Genomic DNA, 21,373 nt, shown 5'->3' on the forward strand with positions numbered 1-21,373 from the left:
TATTTCACTACGGCTATGTTATTAGTTTGCGGTTATTTTAGTGCTTTAGTAACAACTGGGTAATGATCCCATACTTGCTTGTCACTTAATGAGCGAACTAGCTTCACGTATTCAGCATGCGTCCACGCCAGTGGTGTGGCTGAGTTAGTGCCCTCGCCTAACGTGTATCCTGCTTTATTGTTGCCTACGCCATCCCATACTTGTTCTGGTAGCATCATGCCTTCGTTAGCAAATTGCTCTAGACCTTTTACATAGCTATTTTTAATAGCCTGCTGTTTAGTTGCATCTAACGTATTATTGGCATTCGCGGCGGCAATTTCGTAATGACCACGTTCACCAGTAAAAAATGGCCAAACTCGCCCACGTTGCCCTGGGCTATTTTTTCCGCCTTGCGCATAATTAGCGCCGGTTACTTCATCTTCACCGTATCCGTCGTTACCATAACGGCGGTAGCCTGCAAATGTGCCGCTGCCATCAGTAAACTCAAAGCTGTATTTAACTTGTAGGTTATCGATGAGCGTTTCATCGTCGTACTCAGGTAAGGTTTTAACTATGCTGGGCGCTAGCGCATCACGTACGCCATAGCGAACTAACTCTAAAAAGCCACCATCAAGTATTTGCTTTTTATTAAACCCGTCACGGCCATTATTAGCGTTAATTTTGGTATTTGAGTTGGCGTTTTTATCTTGGCCAATGCGAATAAAATACTCGCCGTCTGAAGCGTTTGATTCTAAATTACCTGCGGTGGTAAACATCATACTTTCTATATCGGCGTTGTAACTTTTTGCTGTCGCAAGGTAGCGTTTAGCATTCACCTCATCTCCTGCCATTTTTGCAATATCAGCAGCGGTAATTAAACCGGCAACAACAGCAGCGGTGGTTGATGGTGAATACCCTGCTTGCTCTTCCCAACGCTCTTGTTGAGTCGCAGGTGGGGTTATTTGCATGTCGTTCCATAGGATTTTAGCGCGCCCACCGCCTACCAAAAAGTCAGCGGCCGGTTTTAACATGCGTGTATACCAATCAGTTAGCTCAGCATCACTTAACACATCTGCCTGATGAAGCTTCCACGCTAGCATGATAGGCATAGCGGTTTGGTCTAGCTGTACGCCTACCCATTCAAGTTCGCCATCTACGTGTGTTTTTTGTAAAAACCACCCTGTGTCGCCGTTGTTGCCCGGGGTTTTGCTGTTTACTTGTACTTTTTCAAGGTATTCAAATGCGGTTTTGGCTGTTGCGGTATCGCCTAGTGCCATAAATGCCATGGCAACTTGATAAAAGTCACGCACCCATACGGCTTTATAACCGGTAGAGCCCGTTTTAGCTGACACTGTTTCGCCCCATGGGTTAGATAAAGACGCAATAAGCGCCCCTGCATGGGTCTTGTCTTCTTGGGCTTTTAACACCATAGCACTGGTATAAAGTAATTTGCCGTTATCAGCGGTTTGCTCGCTCATGCTAGTCAGTGGTGCAAGGCTTTGCAGGTAGTCTTGCCAACCAAGGGCTTCGCCTTTACCGTTGTAACTATCAAGCACAGCTTGGTAACCTTTGGCTAGCGTAGCTTGGCCTTCTTTAAAACTTGCTTGCTGGTTGTTGCCAAAGCTTAGGCTTAAATCGAATTGACTGTTTTTACCAATTTCACCTAGCTCTGCTAATAAACTAACATTCCCCGATTGTTCACCGGTAGTTTTATAAACGCGGGTAAGCTGCTGAGTTGTTTTAAGCTGGCTTAAACCATCACTCACGCCCGTAAAACCGACACTTGTTTGTTTAAATGGCTGTGCACCTTGCAATGACAAGTAATTATCGCCCTGCCACGCTACCAGCCCTTGCTCGGTGGTTTTTGCAAAGTCATCTAAGCCGTTGTTGTTTATATAAGGGTTAACTGTTACATAAGCTTTTACACCGTCAAGCTGGGTATTAAAAATACTGCGTACAAATAAGCTTTGCCCGTCTGGATCGGTAAATATATGTTTTTCTAGGCTAAAGCGACCTTGTTTGTCTTTGCTTACTACTTTGTATGCTAATGATAACGGGCGGCCTTTATCGTCTTTGTATAAGTAGTCAATAGTAACGTCTAAATCATCAGCTTCGGTGACTGTAAAATCTTTTCCTACTACAACAAATTGCATGTCTTTAATTTGCGCTTGATGAATAAGCCCAAACATGGTTTCGGTGATCATCCCTTTAGCAATCGAAAACCATACTTTTGACACTTTAGCTGTTGGCGCGTCGTCACTGTAATGGCCATTTTGGTATTGCTCAAAAGACGTGCCTATCCCGGTTTTACCTGCGTATGCCCAAAATGGGGCTTCGCCTGGTGCGCCTGGCGCATTCACTGATGTTTGCGCTTCTGTACTGGTTTGCGTATTTTGCACGCCACAACCGACAAGGCCTGCGGCCAATATTGTCGCGGTAATTAGGTTATATTTTTTCATTTTAGACCCTTAAATTAAGACTGTTTAACTCGCAGTACGGCAACCGCTGCAAGTACAAAAGACACAGCACCTAGCATCAATGCGTAAATAGGTTGATTTTGGAAAAAGTGACGAAGTATCAGGCCAAGTACACTGGCGGCTAATAATTGTGGGATCACAATAAAAAAGTTAAATATTCCCATATACACACCCATTTTATGACTCGGTACTGAGGTACTTAACATGGCGTAAGGCAAAGACAAAATAGACGCCCACGCAAAACCAATACCTATCATTGGCCAAATAAGTAAGCTCGGATCTTGTATAAACATAAAGCTCGCCAAACCTAACGCACCTAAAATAAGGTTAAGTGCATGCGCTAGTTTTAAACCAACACGCTTAACGATGATCGGGATACATAAAGCCGCCAATGCAGCAAAACCGTTGTAAGCCGCAAATAATATACCCACCCAGTCTGCACCATTGTTATACGCCGCTGAACTTGTGTCGCTGCTACCATAATGAAAACTGGTTACCGCTGAGGTGGTGTAAATCCACATGGCAAATAATGCAAACCAGCTAAAAAACTGTACCCAAGCAAGTTGTTTCATCGCCTCTGGCATGGTGAATACATCGTTAACGACTTGGTAAAAGCCACCGCTGGTGTGGTTTTTTGCCTGTAGTGCGGCTGCAATAAATTGAATTACGCCAAAACTCACTAAGCCAGCTGCCAATAGGTACAGCTCTTTTTCTAGGTTTAATCCCATGACTAAACCAAGTACGGCAAGCCCTAAAACAGTAAATACACTGCCGCCTTTACTAAAGTTAATTTGTGCAGATACAGCCTGTTCAGCCTCAGTTTGCTCTTGTTGATTAAATGCGGCCAATTCTTCAGGTGAATATTCTTTGGTGGTTATAATTGTCCAGCCCACTGCGACCAGCAATACAACTGCACCAAAGTAAAACGAGTACTTTACTGAATCAGGAATTTGCCCTGCAGCGGCGGTGTTGGCAATATCAAACCAGTTCGTCATCATCCAAGGGAGTGCAGAAGCAACCACGGCGCCTACGCCTATAAAAAAGCTTTGCATTGCATAGCCAGTAGCACGCTGTTTGTTTGGTAGGTTATCGCCTACAAGGGCGCGAAATGGTTCCATAGTGACGTTAATCGATGCATCCATTATCCATAACATGCCCGCTGCAATCCAAAGTGTTGGTGAGTTTGGCATAATAAATAACGATAATGTGGTTAAAATAGCGCCGTATAAAAAAAACGGACGACGGCGGCCTAATTTGCCCCAGGTTTTATCGCTCCAGTAACCAATAATTGGCTGTACAATTAACCCTGTGAGTGGTGCTGCTACCCACAAAATAGGAATGTCATCTACATTAGCCCCAAGGGTTTGAAATATTCGGCTTACATTACCGTTTTGCAGTGCAAAGCCAAATTGAATGCCTAAAAAGCCAAAGCACATGTTCCATATTTGCCAAAAACTTAAATCTGGTTTGTTATTTTTCATTATGAGCTCCAGTGGTTAATACTGCACTGCTAAGCGCATTTAAAGTTAAACTAATGTGTGCCTGCTCAGCTGTAATAGTTAGCTCGGCGTTTTGATTCGCCTCTAGCAAATCAAGCAATTGTAATTTTTCGCTGGTATTTTGCGTCAGTGTGTTAAGTGGAATATCAATACTGATCTGACTGACTTGCTCAGCAAAATTACTCACCACCCAAATTTGTTGATTACCGATACTGCGGCTAAACGCAGCAACTTTTTCGCTGCCAGTAACCATCAGTGGTTGCATGTCACCAGCTACAACTGCTGGATGTTTACTCAACGCCATAACGGCTTTGTAATATTCACGTAATTGACCTTGTGCCGGTGTTAATAAAGCACCATCAAACTTGCCGTTGTTCATCCACGCTTGATGCGCTGGCACGCCAATGTAGTCAAAAATACTGGTGCGAGTTGGTTTGCCAAAGCCTGCATCTTCAGAGCCATCTTCACCCACATCTTGAGCAAAATATAATAGTGTTGGCGCACGGCTAATAAGGTTTGATACTACTAATGCGGGTTTGCCCTTTTCACTACTACCTGCAAAGTCAGGGCTGGCGATACGTTGTTCGTCATGGTTTTCTAAAAAGTGCAGCATATGCTGCTCTATGTCAGCCACTTTTTGCTGAGCATTAAAAATAGTGTCTGCCGGTTGCGTGCCTTGCATAACAGCTTTTAAGGTGTCGTAAAAGCCGACTTTATCGTACAAGTAATCCATTTTTCCTTGCTGGATATACGGGCGATATAGTGCGGGATTGTATACTTCGGCTAGTAAAAATGCCTCTGGGTTGTGCATCTTGATTGATGAGTTTAGAAAGCTCCAAAACTCTACAGGTACCATTTCGGCCATATCATAACGAAAGCCATCTACGCCTTTATCGAGCCAATATAGCGCGATATCACGAAACTTATACCAGCTGTTTGGCAACTCTTTATCCTGCCAAAACTCAAAGTGCGCGCGTAAATCTTTAGTAGCATACTCATCGGGCAGAGTTGGAAAGTCATAACTACCGTCAGGTTTTACGCCATAATTTACTTTAACTGTTTCGTACCAGTCGTTTATATCAGGCTTAGCAGCACGGGCACCATTACCAGTCCATTTTGCAGGCGTTTCAGCAAATAAGCTATCAGCAAGTGGGTGGGCATTACCGCCTAGCACTTGGTAGTTTTCAATGGTTGGTACTTGAAATGACTGCCCAGTAACGTAATAAAAGTTATTATCGCGGGCATACTCTACGCTGGTGTCATCTTGCTCACCAAAATCTTTAACTCCAGCGGGTTTAGCGGTTGATTGATAATGACGCGCCACATGATTTGGCACAATATCAATGACCACTTTCATACCGTGTCGATGGGTGCGCTCAATTAATGCAGCAAACTCTTCGAGGCGGCGCTCTGGATTAATGGCTAAATCTGGGTTTACATCGTAATAATCTTTAATTGCATACGGCGAGCCGGCACGGCCTTTCACTACATCCGGGTCATCTTGGCTAATTCCATATTGGCTGTAATCGCCGACCAAAGCATGGTGTAACACGCCGGTATACCAAATATGGGTGGTACCAAGTTCTTTAATGCCACTTAAAGCAGTATCATTAAAGTCACTAAATGTGCCTACGCCATTTTGCTCTTTGGTTCCCCACGGAATATTGGCTGTTTGCGTATTACCAAATAAGCGCGTGAATACCTGATACACAACCGGCTTTGAATGCTCGTTAACTTGTTCAGCTACCTTTTTGTCAGTACTGGGGGTTGTTGGCTCATCTGAGCAGCTCGACAATAACAAGCTACTAGCTAATACCCATGAGCCATATTTGAATGTACTAATTGTGGTTTTATTTGTTGTCATAATGTTCTTACTTAGATCTGACGTTTTAATGGGTTGTCATTTAAACGTCATTTTTATTATAAATTTAATACTAAAGTGAACTGCCACTGACTGACAGCGGCTGCATACGTATTCACACAGGCTTTATTCAATTATTAATACCGTTGCACTCATAGGCGCTAAGGTCACTGTATCTGTTATATTTATTTGCTGTTCAGTAAAAAGACTCACAGCCTGTTTGTATTGCCCAATAACCTCTTGCAGATACGCTAATGACCAGTTTTTTGCTGCGGTATTTTTATTTAAAAACACCAACAAAGTTTGCTGTTCACTTATCCGCGCGTAACTGTATATACCTGATTTAGGACTAAAATGAACCAGTTTACCTTGCGCTATTGCTGGGCTTTGCTTTCTAAAATTAAGTAAGGTGGTGATGGTTTGCTGCATATCACGCTGCTCATCTGATAACCCTTGTCCTGTAAAAGCATTACTTGGCTGACCTTTAAAACCACCGGGGAAATCAATACGGATATCACCGTGATCATTACTGCCCGTATTATCAAGCAATACTTCGGTGCCATAATACATTTGTGCAATACCACGAGTGGTAAGCAACATAGTCATCGCCATTTTCGTTTTAGCAAGATCTTGCTTAAGCTGAGTGTAAACTCGGCTCATATCGTGGTTATCGGCAAACACGAGCAAGTTGTCTGGATTTGGGTATAAAAAGTCATTGGCGATTGATTGATACACTTTTACCCAGCCAGTGTTCCAACTCTCCTCTTCATTAAGTGCTTGAATAAGTGACTCTTGTAATGAAAAATCCATCACGCTTGGTAAGCTTGAGGTATAGCCGTCGTTATTTACCTTTCCTGCTTGCCAATATGAAGCAATCGCAGGATTGGTGGTCCACTCTTCGCCAACAATATTAAAAGCGGGATACTCAGTCATTATGGCTTTAGTCCAGTCAGCTAAAAAGGCTTTGTCTGAATATGAATAGGTATCAACGCGAATACCGCTTAAGTCGGCGTATTCAATCCACCAAATAGCATTTTGGATAAGGTAGTTTGCTAATAACGGTTGCCGCTGGTTTAGATCCGGCATTGTGGCTACAAACCAGCCATCGCTAAACTGGCGTTTATCAAACTCACTTGCATGTGGGTCTTGAATGGTTTGACGAGCATGGCTGGTAGCATGTTTACCGTTTGCAAACTCGCCATTAAAATTGATCCAATCTGATGTGGGTTTATCTGTCATCCATTCATGCTCAGAGCCAAAGTGATTAAGCACTAGGTCCATCACTATACCAATACCGTGTTGTTTCGCTTTGGCTGATAACTCGCGATATAACTCATTTGAGCCCATGCGTGGGTCGATAGTGTAAAAATCGGTAATTGCATAACCGTGATAAGAGTAGCTGGGCATATCATTTTCAAGCGGTGGTGTTAACCAAAGCTGGGTTACGCCCAGTTTTTGCAAATACGGCAGTGCGTTAATTACACCTTGAATGTCGCCACCGTGACGCCCACCTCGCTCAATTGGATTTGCAGCCTCAAGCACTCCTTTTACTGTGTCGTTGCTGCTATCGCCATTAGCAAAGCGATCCGGATTAATTAAGTAAATGGTATCACTGCTATCAAAACCGTTACGTTTACTGCTATTAGCTTTACGTGCATGCAATTGATACTCAAAACGCTCCCCTGATTTGCTGCTAAACACTAAAACACCTGGCTTTGCTATTGGATTTATTTCAATATTTAAAAAAGCGTAATTTGGGTTATCTGTTTTAGTTACACTTTTTAAACTCACCCCTGAGTAAGATGCTAATTGCCATTGTTGCTTAGCAATACCTTGATCATGCAGCATAATTTGCAAGGTATTATTTTGCATACCAACCCACCAGTTTTGTGGCTCAACGCGCATTTTTGCGTGCAGCTGAAAACTCAGCATTACTGTTACTAACAGTAATGCGCTTTTTGATAGTCTCATATTAATATCCTGATTATTTTTGCTGCGGGATGATGGGCGTAAGCGCTCTAAAATGGCTTGCACACTGATGGTTAAAATTATAAAGCTCTTTAATTTGCTGTTGTTGCGTATAACTTGGCTTAGCAACGCTAGGAGGGAAGACGCCATAACCGCTCAATAAGGTATGCCACGACAGACTTGAATAGTAGTTTTCAATCCCTTGATGGGCAATTTCGCCGGTTAAATCATTACGCGATAACCAGCACTGAAAAATATTTTTTAGCGAAGCTGATAGCATTTCATTTTGACCATTTGCTTGCCAATACTCTGTATCTCGCCGATTGGATGCGCGATAGTGACATACAATATAATCGCGAATACCTTCTATACGGTTATTAATTTGCGTATTGAACGAATCACGCTTTGCTTCACTCGGTTGGTTATGCTCAAAACATGCGATAAACGATTCGATTGTTTGCTGCACTAAATGTAAAGCAGTTGCTTCAAGAGGTTCAATAAAGCCTTGCGATAAACCTACAGCTAAACAGTTTTTATACCAATGTTGCTTAACTCGTCCTACTTTCATTGTTAGCTTACGTGCAGGTACATCGCAATTGAGTAAGCCGAGTTTGGTTCTAAGTTCTGTTTCTGCTTCATCAGCACTGCAAAAGTCTTGGCTGTAAACATAACCATTGCCAATACGATTGGTAAGCGGAATAGCCCATTGCCATCCATATTTTAATGCGGTTGAAGTAGTTTGTGGGGCTTGTAATTGATTACTCATTGTCGGCAGTACAATAGCACTGTCGTTAAATAGATTTTCTTTAAAACTAAGCCAAGGTACGGCTAATGCTTGCTGAATAAGCAATCCTTTAAAACCACTACAATCGATAAAAAAATCAGCTGCAATACACTGCTGTCCATCACTGTTTTCATCGAGAACAAGCTGCTTGATATTGCCTGCGGAATCAAGCTCAACCTGCGCGATGGTGCTTTTTAGGTGCTTAACGCCTTTGCTTGTTGCTCTATTAGCTAAAAATAGCCCAAGCAGTCCCGAGTCAAAATGATAACCATAACTTTGCTGAAATGGAAAGTCCGCTTGAGTATGTGGCCCACGCTGTTGCTTAGCTAAGTAGGCTGCTAAAAAATAGCTGTCGGGATGTGCATCAATCGCTATACCTTGACGTTTTAACAAACAACTTTTTATAAATTGCTGCTGTGTATGTAAATCCGTCTGCCCATAAAATGAGTGAAAATACTGCTCATGACCTGGATGGGTAGACCAATTTTTAAATTCAATCCCCAGTTTGTAGGTTGCATTGCATTGAGGCATCCACTCACTTTCGCTAATATTTAATGTATCGAAGAATTGTTTTAACTGCGGAGTCGAGCCTTCACCAACACCAATAGGCGCAATTGTTGGTGATTCAATTAAAGTGACATGGGTATTAGTGAGAGAATGATTTAATAAATTAGCAGCCATCCACCCTGCAGTACCACCACCAACAATAATAATATTCATACTAGATCTGGCCTTTTGCTAACTCTGAACCACGACAAAATCGCTGTAAATATTGCTCATGTGTTGGTAAGTGAGTAACGTATTGCTGTTGGATAGTCGCTATATTGGATAAGAACTCATCAAGCTCAGAATCTGAAATTGCACGTGCGAGCGGGTGATAACTTTGTGGTCGGATCCCTTGTCCAATTAAAACTTGTAGCCAAGCAACCTCTGAAAAAAGTTCATCTGCTTGTATTGAAAGCGTGCCTGTTCGTTTAAATAGTGCAATACGTTGCTGTAATGAGTCAGGTAATGTCATAGCGCCACACTGTTGCCAAAATGGAGACTGCTTTTGATTAACAGCGTAATGCAAAATAATAAAATCACGAATTTTTTCAAATTCATTTTTGGCTTGTAAATTATAAGCATGCGCCGATAACTCACAATCAGGGTGCGCCGGAAATAACTTAATAAACCGAGCTATACTGGTTTGTATTAAATGTAAGCTGGTAGATTCCAAAGGTTCTAAAAAGCCACTAGATAAACCAATACTTAAACAGTTTTTAAACCACTGCTGTTCGCGTCTTCCTGGCGTGAACTTAATATGTTTTGGGGCCGTTATGGTCTCAGTTTCTAAACTATTTAATAACTGTTGTTCAGCTTGTTCAGCACTCATAAATTGGCTGCTATATACCAGCCCATTCCCCACTCTATTTTGCAGCGGAATTTGCCATTGCCACCCGGCATCTTTTGCAATCGAACGAGTAAATGGCGGCGTATTTTTCAGCGGTTTAGTTTGCACTGCAATTGCACGATCACAGAAAAGCCAATGCTGATAACTTTGGTATTTAACCCCCAACGCCTGTTCAATCAAGCGTGCACTGGAGCCGCTGCAATCAATAAAAAAATCACCTTTTATGGTTTGTTCATCACTGAGTTCAAGTGTTTTAATCAAGCCATTATCGTCTAATTTTACAGACTCCATCGTACCACTGAGATATTCTACACCTTGCGCAATTGCAAACTCTTGTAATAACTTTGCGTATTTGCCCGCATCAAAGTGATAAGCATAAGTAAGCCCAGCTAAAGGCGTTTTACAAATCTGTGGATTTGGGTGGAATTTATTATGGTTTGCCGCAATGGCATTAACACTGAAGTCCCATAAGGTTTGCGTTGTTTTGCTTTGGTTGCTTTTGAGCCAAAAGTGATGAAATGGGGTGATCCCAAGCCCTCTGCCAATATCACCAAATGCATGCTGGTAACTATCGCCTTGTTGGCCCCAATTTTCAAATTGAATACCAAGTTTATAAGTGCCTTGAGTGCGCTTTAAAAAAACGTGTTCATCAAGCCCCAAGACATTGTTGAAAGTCTGTATCGCAGGGATAGTTGCCTCCCCTACACCAACAGTTGGAATATCGGGTGATTCTATTAAAGTGATTGATAGCTGCTTAGAAAACACTTTTGCTAACATCGCAGCGGTCATCCAACCTGCACTGCCGCCGCCTAAGATAACAATTTTTTCTATCGCTTTCATTTATCACTCCTCACAAATAAAAAAGGGATCTCTATTGAGATCCCTAGTATCTTGTCTCAATCGCGTTTAATACAACTGAATCATACTGACTTGGGTATATTTAATTAAAATTTATAAGCAAAGCCTAATAAATAATTAGCCCCATAGCTTTGATAATCACGTACCGTTGCTTTATTGCCGTCATGATAAGTTACAAACGGCTCATCAGTTAAGTTTTGTGCTTGTAGCGATACAGTAAGACCTTGTAATGCTTCAATGCTAGACTCAGAGAAATCGTAACCAATTTGGGCATCCCAGATAGTCTCTTCTGCAACAACGACCGTTGTTCTTGCTAATGATAGACCATTTACTTCACCTAAGAAGTCAGAGCGGTAACGCATACTCACACGTGCTTGAAAACCGTAGTTTTCATAATAAAGTGTCCAGTTATAAACTTTATCTGATAGACCTGGAATTTCTTCTTTCTCACCATTGAGGTTATCAAGCGAAGAATCTAAAAAGGTAGCGCTAATAACTGTACCAAAGCCTTCAAGGCTATCGCTGAGTATATTACCTGGTAATGTCGCTGTTAACTCAAGGCCTGATACTTTTGCATCGCCTACGTTATCCCATGCGCTCACTAGACCTTGGTTAGTGATCGGCACTTCACCATTAGGTGTATCAACATCAGCAAAATCACCCACTATTTGCGTGTTGAACTGCCAATCTTCTATGTCTTTATGAAATAAAGCAGCTGCAAAATAACCTTCCGCACTAAAGTAATACTCATACGATAAGTCGATTTGATTAGCAATAACAGGACGCAAACTTGGGTTACCGCCACTTGCACTCCATGGTGAATTCTCTAGATTAGTCGGTGGTGTTGTAACGTTGTTTTTTGCCGCATCAAAGCTGTAGCTGTTACTTGCATTCATACGATCCATACGTGAACGCGACATTGTACGAGCTAAACCAAAGCGTAGCATTTGATCTTCAGTCAACGATAAGTTCAAGTTCAAGCTTGGTAAAAATTCAGTATACTTGTCGCCTGCTCTATTTGATTGTACACGGACAAGCCCTGTATCCGGATCTGAATCAACCGCATAACCGTCAGAGCTTTGATCTGTATTTACAATTTGCAAGCCCACGTTGCCGCGTGCAGGTAAACCAAACAATTCAGTATCTAAATCAGCTTTAACATAGGCAGTTAAAATATCCTCTTGTACAGTCCAAATATTTGCCCAACGGCCTGTATCAGTATCAGCTTGATTAAATGAATCGTACGCGCCGCTGTTGTATAGGGCTAACGAATCATACGCAATCATGTCACCCATACCAATAAAATCAAGTGATACTGAGCCTAAGTAGTATTCATCTGGGATACGCACCATTTCAGGATACTGCTTGAGGCGCAGGTACTCACCAGTATCTTGTTTATCTTTCTCACGGCTGCTGTAGTTAACACCAAATTCAACTTGGCTTATCGGGCTGTTTTCAATGTAAGTTTTTGCACTTAACTTTAATGATGCTAATTCATCTTCAATATGTGGTCTATTTAAAAAGCCATCTTGACCATCGCCACCAACAATACTATTGCCCCAAGTACGTGCTGCACCCAGTTGAAATAAGTCACGATCTGAATAATCAAGAGTAGGGGTAAAAGTTGCTCCAGCCATGCCACTATCAAGGCTGTATTGTAGGTTATCACCAAGGCCTTCATTGTCACCACGTCCTGTCGCTGCATAGCTCTCAAGACCCCAGACATCACGTTCAACCTTTGAATAACTCACATCAGCAGCCACTTGCCAACTGTCATTTATATCGTATTCAACGTTAAAACCAAGCGCGAGTAAATCAGCAGTCCTAAAGTTTACGTCATTACGAACTAAGGTTTTAATATTATTAACTTGGCCTTGAGTAACAACTCCACCATTGGTAGCTAACGTTTCATAATTTGTGTCTGCACGACCCGCATTTAATGGCAGTTCTATGCCTCGTAAAATTTGCTTATCTTCAAAATCAACATACATTGCATCGGCAGTAATATGCAGTTTATCTGATGGCGCAAATTCAAGCACCCCTAAAAAGCTATCTCTTGTTAGCTCTGATGAACGTGCATAAGGCTTAGCGCCAGTCAAACGTAAATCGCCGTCAGCACCACTTGGATCATAACCCCATGCATTCCAGCGTTGTTCTTGATTTGGTGATTCCATGTGGGCATAAGCAAATGCAACACCAATGGTATCATCAGCAAATTGATCTACATAACCAAACGAACCACGATAACCTTTATTATCCATTTCTGGATTAACTGCATCCATTTCGTTTTGTTCAAAACGCACATTTGCAGTAATTGATTGTTCACCGGCTGATAGAGGACGCGTAGAGCGTAAATCAACGGTACCGCCAATCCCTTGAGTCGTTAAAGATGCGTCTGGCGTTTTATATACAACAACTTCGCTGATCACTTCTGACGGGTATAAGTCGTATTCAACACCACGGTTATCACCAATCGATACTTGCTCACGACCATTAAATGTTGTGGTACTAAAGTCTTCGCCCATACCACGAATAGTAATTGAACTTGCACGGCCATCTAATCGTTGCGCTGCAAGACCTGGTAGACGAGCAATTGATTCTGCAATAGATGAATCTGGTAACTTACCAATATCTTCTGCTGAGATTGCCTCTACTACTGAACTGCTGAAACGTTTAGTGTCAATAGCTTGGATTAAACTACGACGAAAACCTTTCACTTCAATGACTTCTAAATCTTCATTCGCAGTTGTTTGTTGCTCAGCTGCAAAACCTGACATGCTTGTTAAGCCTGCGGTTGCAAGTGCAATTGTTAATATACTTGGTTTGAACATAGACATGATGTGTTTCCCGTTACCCAATTTTATATTACTAACTTTTAGCGAGTTGCTTGTGATAGAAGCAAACCATTTGTTAGCTATTTTGTTGTCAGGATGAATATTAACGCCCGTTTTATTTTATTAACAACTTTATGCATACGTATTCAGACTAGTGTAAAACCAATAACTTTAACAAAAAATTCACACAAATAATGGCAACACCTTGTTTTTATAGGTATAAAGATGAGGCAATTGATCATTCTATTTTATAAAAGAAATATGCACTGCTTCGAGCTCCTTTGGTGCGGCAATTAACAGTTTAATACCTTAATTATTAGTGCATTCACACTTTACATTCGAGTCCTGCTCGCTCCTCTTACAAAATGCCAATTGGTAAGACCATTAATTGCAATGCACCATAACGCTACAGAACCCATATAATATGCACCAAGTTGGATTTGCTACTTTGTTAATGATACGAAAACGAGAATTGGTAAACATTCATTTGCCGCTCACATACCTTTATTCGTAGGTTTTTCAGAAGCTGTTTTCCTTATTAAAGCGATCTATTTAGCATGCATACGTATGCATCCTTTTTACAGTATCAAGCCCTTCACGTATGCTTTTTAAAAAATAACGTAGTTCGTTTCAATCGAACTGCTAACAAGATTACGAACACACCATTTCTAAACAGTAATAATTAAATGGGAAGTGTTGTCACGATGGAGAAAAAAATGGCTCAACAGCAGTGGTATAAGGGCGCCGTGATTTATCAGGTTTATCCGCGCAGTTTTCAAGATACCAACGGTGACGGCATTGGTGATTTAAAAGGGATCATCAGCCGGATAGACTATATTAAAAGTCTGGGTGTTGATGCTATTTGGATCTCACCATTTTTTAAATCACCAATGAAAGACTTTGGCTATGATATCAGCGATTATCGTGACGTAGACCCTCTTTTTGGCGATCTTAATGACTTTGACGAGCTCATTGCACAAGCTCATCAACGTGATATTAAAATTATTATTGATCAAGTATTGAGCCACACATCAGACCAACATCAATGGTTTTTAGATAGCCGAGAAGACAAAACTAACGCCAGATCTGATTGGTATGTATGGGCTGATGCAAAACCAGATGGCACACAGCCAAACAACTGGCTTTCTATTTTTGGTGGCCCTGCTTGGCAATGGGAGCCGCGTCGTGGCCAGTATTATTTACACAACTTTTTTACTGAACAACCGGATCTTAATTTTCATAATCCAGATGTACGTCAAGCAGTATTAGATAATGTTGAGTTTTGGCTTAAAAAAGGGGTAGATGGTTTTCGCCTAGATGCAATTAACTTTTGTTATCACGATGCACAGCTACGTGATAACCCAGCCAAACCACCAGAAAAACGCCAAGGCCGTGGTTTTAGCGAAGATAATCCGTATGCTTTTCAGTATCACCATTATAATAATACCCAACCTGAAAATATCAGCTTTATGCAAGATATTCGTACCCTGTTAGACAAATATCCTGGTACCGTGTCTTTGGGTGAAATATCATCCGAGGATTCACTTGCTACTATGGCTGAATACACAGCCGGTGGCGATAAATTGCATATGGGTTACAGTTTTGAGCTACTAACCAATGATTATAGCAGTGAGTATATTCGTACAACAGTTAAAACATTGGAAGAACGAATGACAGAAGGCTGGCCATGCTGGGCCTTTAGTAACCATGATGTAGAACGTGTTGCTAGTCGTTGGAGTAACAATGGTGAAGTAAACTCAGAGCAGTGTAAAATGCTTACCGCCCTACTCGCTTCATTGCGCGGTAGTGTATGTATGTACCAAGGTGAAGAGCTAGGTCTTGGCGAAGCAAGTGTGGCGTTTGAAGACTTACAAGACCCATATGGGATAACTTTTTGGCCAAACTTTAAAGGCCGAGATGGCTGTCGTACGCCTATGCCATGGCACAATGATGACGGTGAACAGGCCGGATTTTCTGCAACGAAACCTTGGTTACCTGTTGACGAAAACCACAAACGCCAGACTGTAAGCAAACAAGATAGCGATAGCGATTCGATTCTAAATGCGTTCCGCCATTTTATGACATGGCGTAAGCAACAAGCTATCTTACTCGAAGGCGATATTGAATTTATTAATACCCCTGAGCCATTGTTAGCTTTTTACCGTCGTTTTGCAGGCCAGACTATGTTGTGCGTATTTAACCTAGCTCAAGAGCCTGCAAGCCTCAACATTGAACACACTGATATTGTGCAACATACAGAATTGAATCATCACAATGGCAGCTTAGAGAAACAAACCCTTACCCTACCCGGTTTTGGTTGCTTTTACGCAGCCATTAGTTAATATTTTTTAGTAATATAAAAGGGATTTGCAAGATTGTAATTTCCTTTTCGAAAAAGAGTAATCGGTCATAATCTATATTGTGGCCGATTTTTTTGCTTCTTTATCAACTATAGTCATTTAACCTGAGATCTGTTTAAGCTATAACTAATGTATTGAGCTCTACGTTAGTTAAATTAAGGTGTGGCTTATTTTCTTTCAAGTAATAAGCCACCAATCCAGCCACTAAATTCAACATAAAACCGTTCATACTCCGATGTCTTGAATGTTCGATGAAGGAAATGTTCTTGAGTTGGTCATTAATTGTTTCGATTATAAAGCGCTTTGAAAGCATTGCTCTATCCCATAATGACATCGCTTTTGCCTTCATGTTTTTGCGAACCGTCGTAATAAGCTTTATCCCTTTATCGAGCAAGTCGGCTTCTAAAGCTTTACTTAAATACCCTTTGTCACCATACAATTTATCTGTCAGACAGCTCGCTAACTCACGCACTGGTTGAGTATCATGTACATTACCTGTTGTCACTTTCGCAGCAACAATTTCACCATGATGATTACGATTAAATGCAGCTTGAAGCCATAAAACCACCCCATCGACCCTTTGCCACGTTGGGCTATTCCATCAAAGGTTTTGTGTCTTGGAATACGAATATTATGGCACACCTTGATGCATGTATAGTCAATGAATTCCCCCCTGTGGGCTTACCTTTAAGCGAAGTGAAATAGGCGCACATCGGCACAATAACCCTTGGCATAACAGCTAAGAATCGGGTATAGCTGAGTAAATTAGGATATTCACTTTTGTACATAAGTGAAACATAGCCAAGGTAGTAATTCTTAAAGTCACGGTGATGCGACATATGGAAACTAATGACAATAGTCATAATTTCACTGGTCGTCATACGTCCTGCTCGTCGACGTTTTTGGGTGCCATCGTCGAGTAATTGTTTGTTCAATTGAGGGATAAATACTTTGCAAAAATCATCGACATCGCAAAACAATTCAACTAATTTAATCATGCCTGTTCCTTGTTTATCCAATCGTTCTTGGTCGAAAGATCGGATCTCGGAACAGGCATTGAGTTCAATTTCTTAAACGAGATTCAGGTTATTTAAATAATTGTGCATTAGCTCAGGGCAAGATCACGAACTTTACCTTTACTTAAAAGTATGATCATCTACTCCTTTGTAAGAACCATACCTAAATATTCAGCTATTAAATATTTCGAATCAATTGGTGATCCTCGCCATGAAACAATTGCCCATATAATTAGCCATATTGACATGGCATAATTTCAAAATACTTTTTCTTCTTGAATGAAAGCCTGCTCCAAATTAACTCAGAGCAAGATAATTGATATTGACGGGAAACGATTAAAAGGTCATTTAATCAGTTAGATAGGCGTGATGCACTTTATACGGTTAGTCCATTTGCATGCGAAAATGGTATTGTTTTTACACAATGTTCTGTTGATAAAAAGTCGAATGAAATAACAGCGCTACCTGAATTCCTTAATTACTCGAGATAAAAGACTGCTTAGTAACGATTGACGCGATGGGGAGAAAGTTAATTGCAGAAAAAATAGTTGGTAAATAAGCCGATTATCAAAAAAACACAGAAGAATTTAGGTGCTATGCAGTTACCTATAACGTAAGTGATTTATCAGGAACGATACACTGTGAAGGCGCAAAGACAGTGCTGCTGGTTATCTCTTACAGAAAAAGTAAGCAATGAGCTATGTTATAGATACTATATCAATTCAGCGCTTTTAAAGGCGGATGAACTCACGAGATCAGCATAGCAACATTGGTAATACCAGTCTGCATAAAGATTAAGTCAATTTGAACCAGTCTCTAGAGCATATGCTTTTAACCGTATCGGGGACTTAGATGAATTTATTCCACGCTTACGAAACCTGTGCGACTATTTCTACATAACCACTAAACACTATTAGATAGACAGTGTTGCCGTATCCAACTCCATTTTTAAGGTTGTTTGAGACCTATTTATTGACACTGCCGCGCGCTGTATTTAGCCGCTTAGCAATATTCGTTCTGTTTTCATCACCCTCAACGAATAATGCAACAGCAAGCAGGCGTATGCGCTTTCTTGCATTAGGCTCTTTACGTGATAAAACTAAAAGTTGTTTGGATTCTTCTAAGCTCAATTTAGTAAAAGTAGATAAGCATCGCTTCGCTAATTAGATCACATAATTTTGCAGATTGGTATAAATAGACAATGAATTGCATTGGCGTTTAGATGTAGGGTTTAAGAAAGATAGTTGCCGGATAAGGCGTAAAGGCTCAGCCCAAACTTATAGTATTTTTCATGTCCTTGCCCTGCGGTATTGAGGCGTTTAGCGATATTCGTTCTGTTTTCACCTTCTAGAAATAATAATACAACAAACAGACGTATACGCTTTCTTGCATTAGGCTCTTTACATGATAAAGCTAAAAGTTGCTTGGATTTTTTTAAACTCAATTTAGTAAAAGTAGATAAGTATCGGTATGCTAATTAGATCACATAATTTTTCAGATTGGCATTACTCGCGAAAAATTGAAGCGGCAATACATTGAAAAAAACAATATTTGCAGGTTTAAAATCGGAAGCCTCACGATCTGTGTTCATTAAAAACTAAACAATGAAGAGCTCTTAAGTGTTAATAGCAAATAAAATAGGCCAGTAAAATAATTTACTGGCCTATTAGTTTAATGATAATCAACGTATTTTGTACGATTGATGTGCAATACTAAAGTCTTAGAAAGATAATTCAAATTTAGTATAGTAGAAACGACCCATGTTGTCATAAAGTGACTGATCGTACCAAGGCCAACCACCAGAAGCTACAGTTGAGAAAGGAGGCTCTTCGTCAAATAAGTTTCTTATACCAGCAGTGAATTTGACTGAATCAGTGATATAATAATGGCCAGACAAATCAACCTGAGTATAACTATCAACAGCTAGACGAGTTTCAGGTTTAGCAAAATCACAAGTACCTGATGCTAGACCACCTTCATGGTCAACTGTTTCACCAACATAACGTACATTTAGATTTGCACCCCAATTGTCATTAGTGATACTGCTGTAAAAGCTAGATGACCATTCAGCTTCTGAAGTAGTTCCTTTTTCTTCGCACAAAGGCTGTATTGCTGATGTTTGCTCTTCAGAACTTAAAAGCTGAGACGCTCTTACACCTGCAATAACAATACCTAGTGATGTATCAAAAGTATAATTAACATTATAATCGATACCTGAACCACTTTGCTCCGCTAGATTTTGCAAGTTTGATTTAACATAAGCATCTGGGTGAGCAATTCTTCCACCAATTCGATTTACTAATTCAGGATAATCACTTTCGTTATTTAAGATTTCCTGTACGCCTAAAGAACCGATTTTATCTGAAACTTTAAAATTCCAATAATCAGCTGTTACAGACAAGCCTTCTACAAAATCAACATCCCAAGCAAAACCCAAGCCATAGCTTTTAGAAGTCTCTGGTTTAAGATTTGGATTACCACCACTAAGTGAACGTATTTCACGTGTAGAACATTGGTCTGGATCAGCATTACAAGCTTTTGTGTCAATTGCTTTGATAACACCAAAACTTTCGTCAAGGTATAAATTTCCTAACGTAGGCGCTTTAAAACCCGTACCATATGAAGTACGAATTAATAATGAGTCTGTAGGTCTTAATGCAATCGCTAACTTGTAAGTAGTCTCAGAACCTAAGTCAGAAAGAGTAGTTTCAATAGAGTCATTACGAACTGCTGCAGAAATTTCAAGCATATCAATTGGACGTGCATTAAGTTCTAAATAAAACGAATCAGTATCTTTACTTCCTCGCCCATTAGACGCAGCACCACCAGCTATATCCTGTGATTGTTGTGCAATATCTGTTACATCAAAATATTGTTCTTCACGTACTTCAGCACCAAGAGCGAAACCTACAGCTTCGTCCCCAAGTTCAAAAGGTAACATTCCCGAAACACCAAGGTTTATAATTTGCTCTTCAAATTCACCTTGGCGATGAGTTGCAACTGAGATAGCCTCAAAATCTTCAAATGAGTTAGCACTGGTTAACTTAATGTCCCCAGAAGCAATAGCGTCTGTTAGCGCTTTTTTAGATATTTGACCACCTACACCAACGCTAGACTGACGAGCCCAACTCTTTTGGTACTTAGCATCTAGATAAATATCATCAGTCAACGCATATTCTAGACCAGAAGCAAAACCAGTTGTTGAGTTAACTTGATCTCTAGCACGAGGACCAGCTTCAACAGTTCGACGGATCATATACATATCACGCCCGAAAGGGTTTTCTTCGTTGTCAGCTCCAACAAGTGTAAATGGCGCTGGTGCAGCTCCATTTCTAACTTCTGTTTGAGTTCTACTAGTACGACCTTCTGCCCAGACACTTAAATCATCTGACACGTTGTATTCACCACGAGTAAACAAGTTAAATTTTTCTATGTAAGGAAATGCTTCATAAAGCGTCGCAAAATCATAAGAACACTCTGTTCCAGAATCAACTATTGTTGTTGGACGGATACTTTCTTCAGGACAACCAGCTACAGGAAAAGAGTTTGAAAAGTCTTTTTCAATCCACGTACCAGGAAAACCTGTAGGGCTTCGACCATCGGTACCGTTTGGTGCAATAGCAGTACCGATTAGAGGGCGGTCTGTTGCTTTAACGGATTCACGTTTATAGAAATCGGCTGAAAACATTACATTACCGCGGTCCGAAGAAATACCTGTCACTAGCTGTAAAGATGTAGTCCCGGCATCGCCTTCTGCAGATTGACCGTATTGCGCAGAAATATTTAAACCTTCAAAATCTTTCTTTGTTATTATGTTGATAACACCGGCAACAGCATCTGCACCATATATAGCTGATGCACCATCAGATAGATACTCAATACGCTCTACTGCAGCAATAGGGATTTGGTTGATATCTGGGCTAGCGCTACCACCTGTTGGAGTACCAGGTAAACGATTACCATTCACTAAGAAGATTGTATAGTCCGCACCTAAACCTTTGGTTGCAAAGCTTGCTTCACCACCACCTTGGGCTAGAGTGTCATCTGCCGTATCGATACCTGGACCAGCGATATTCGATTTAATCAAGAAATCAGCTATTGTCTCTGTTCCCGATGCTTCGATCGTAACTTTATCAAAAACTTGTACAGGGCTAGGACCTTCCATATCAACACGTTTGATACGTGAACCTGTTACTTGAATTCGTTCCACTTTTTCAACACCTGCTTCAGCAGCAATTGAGCTTGCAGAAAAAGCAGCTGTTGATGCTGCACCAAAAGCTATCGCTAAGCGAACTGCTTTTGAAACCTTATTATTTAACATTTGATTCTCCCTGGACCACTATT

9 protein-coding genes and 1 pseudogene are annotated in these 21,373 nt (G+C 40.8%); 1 reads left to right on the forward strand and 9 read right to left on the reverse strand.

Features of this window, described 5'->3' with window-relative positions:
- Window positions 1-32 precede the first annotated feature (32 nt).
- From PVK79_RS16150 to PVK79_RS16180, 7 genes are all read right to left on the reverse strand, one after another.
- Window positions 33-2,438: a glycoside hydrolase family 15 protein gene (locus PVK79_RS16150; protein ID WP_257326179.1), complete on the reverse strand. Its 2,406-nt coding sequence runs from the start codon at window positions 2,436-2,438 to the stop codon at window positions 33-35.
- A gap of 14 nt (window positions 2,439-2,452) precedes the next feature.
- Complete coding sequence (locus tag PVK79_RS16155; protein ID WP_182732456.1) at window positions 2,453-3,937, reverse strand: MFS transporter; 1,485 nt, start codon at window positions 3,935-3,937, stop codon at window positions 2,453-2,455.
- Window positions 3,927-5,819: an alpha-amylase family protein gene (locus PVK79_RS16160; protein ID WP_145233436.1), complete on the reverse strand. Its 1,893-nt coding sequence runs from the start codon at window positions 5,817-5,819 to the stop codon at window positions 3,927-3,929. The genes PVK79_RS16155 and PVK79_RS16160 overlap by 11 nt, the downstream gene beginning before the upstream one ends.
- Before the next feature lie 123 nt (window positions 5,820-5,942).
- On the reverse strand, window positions 5,943-7,748 hold the full coding sequence (locus tag PVK79_RS16165; RefSeq protein ID WP_182732462.1) for a glycoside hydrolase family 13 protein: 1,806 nt from the start codon (window positions 7,746-7,748) through the stop codon (window positions 5,943-5,945).
- 52 nt (window positions 7,749-7,800) lie between these two features.
- Window positions 7,801-9,288: a tryptophan halogenase family protein gene (locus PVK79_RS16170; RefSeq protein WP_257326180.1), complete on the reverse strand. Its 1,488-nt coding sequence runs from the start codon at window positions 9,286-9,288 to the stop codon at window positions 7,801-7,803.
- 1 nt (window position 9,289) lies between these two features.
- Entirely contained in the window at window positions 9,290-10,801 is a 1,512-nt protein-coding gene (locus PVK79_RS16175) for a tryptophan halogenase family protein (protein WP_257326181.1), read from the reverse strand.
- A 104-nt stretch (window positions 10,802-10,905) separates the two neighbouring features.
- Window positions 10,906-13,656 carry a TonB-dependent receptor gene (locus tag PVK79_RS16180; RefSeq protein WP_145233430.1) on the reverse strand — a complete coding sequence of 917 codons (2,751 nt, stop codon included), beginning with the start codon at window positions 13,654-13,656 and terminating at the stop codon, window positions 10,906-10,908.
- Window positions 13,657-14,369: 713 nt separating this feature from the next.
- Between PVK79_RS16180 and PVK79_RS16185 the strand changes: the two genes are divergently transcribed.
- Window positions 14,370-15,995: an alpha-glucosidase family protein gene (locus PVK79_RS16185; RefSeq protein WP_257326182.1), complete on the forward strand. Its 1,626-nt coding sequence runs from the start codon at window positions 14,370-14,372 to the stop codon at window positions 15,993-15,995.
- A gap of 133 nt (window positions 15,996-16,128) precedes the next feature.
- Here the strand turns inward: PVK79_RS16185 and PVK79_RS16190 are convergent.
- A pseudogene (locus tag PVK79_RS16190) lies at window positions 16,129-17,011 on the reverse strand (IS982 family transposase).
- A 1,738-nt stretch (window positions 17,012-18,749) separates the two neighbouring features.
- Complete coding sequence (locus PVK79_RS16195) at window positions 18,750-21,350, reverse strand: TonB-dependent receptor domain-containing protein (RefSeq protein WP_257326183.1); 2,601 nt, start codon at window positions 21,348-21,350, stop codon at window positions 18,750-18,752.
- Window positions 21,351-21,373 lie beyond the last annotated feature (23 nt).

It is taken from the genome of Pseudoalteromonas rhizosphaerae (assembly GCF_028885455.1).
GTDB lineage: Bacteria > Pseudomonadota > Gammaproteobacteria > Enterobacterales > Alteromonadaceae > Pseudoalteromonas > Pseudoalteromonas rhizosphaerae.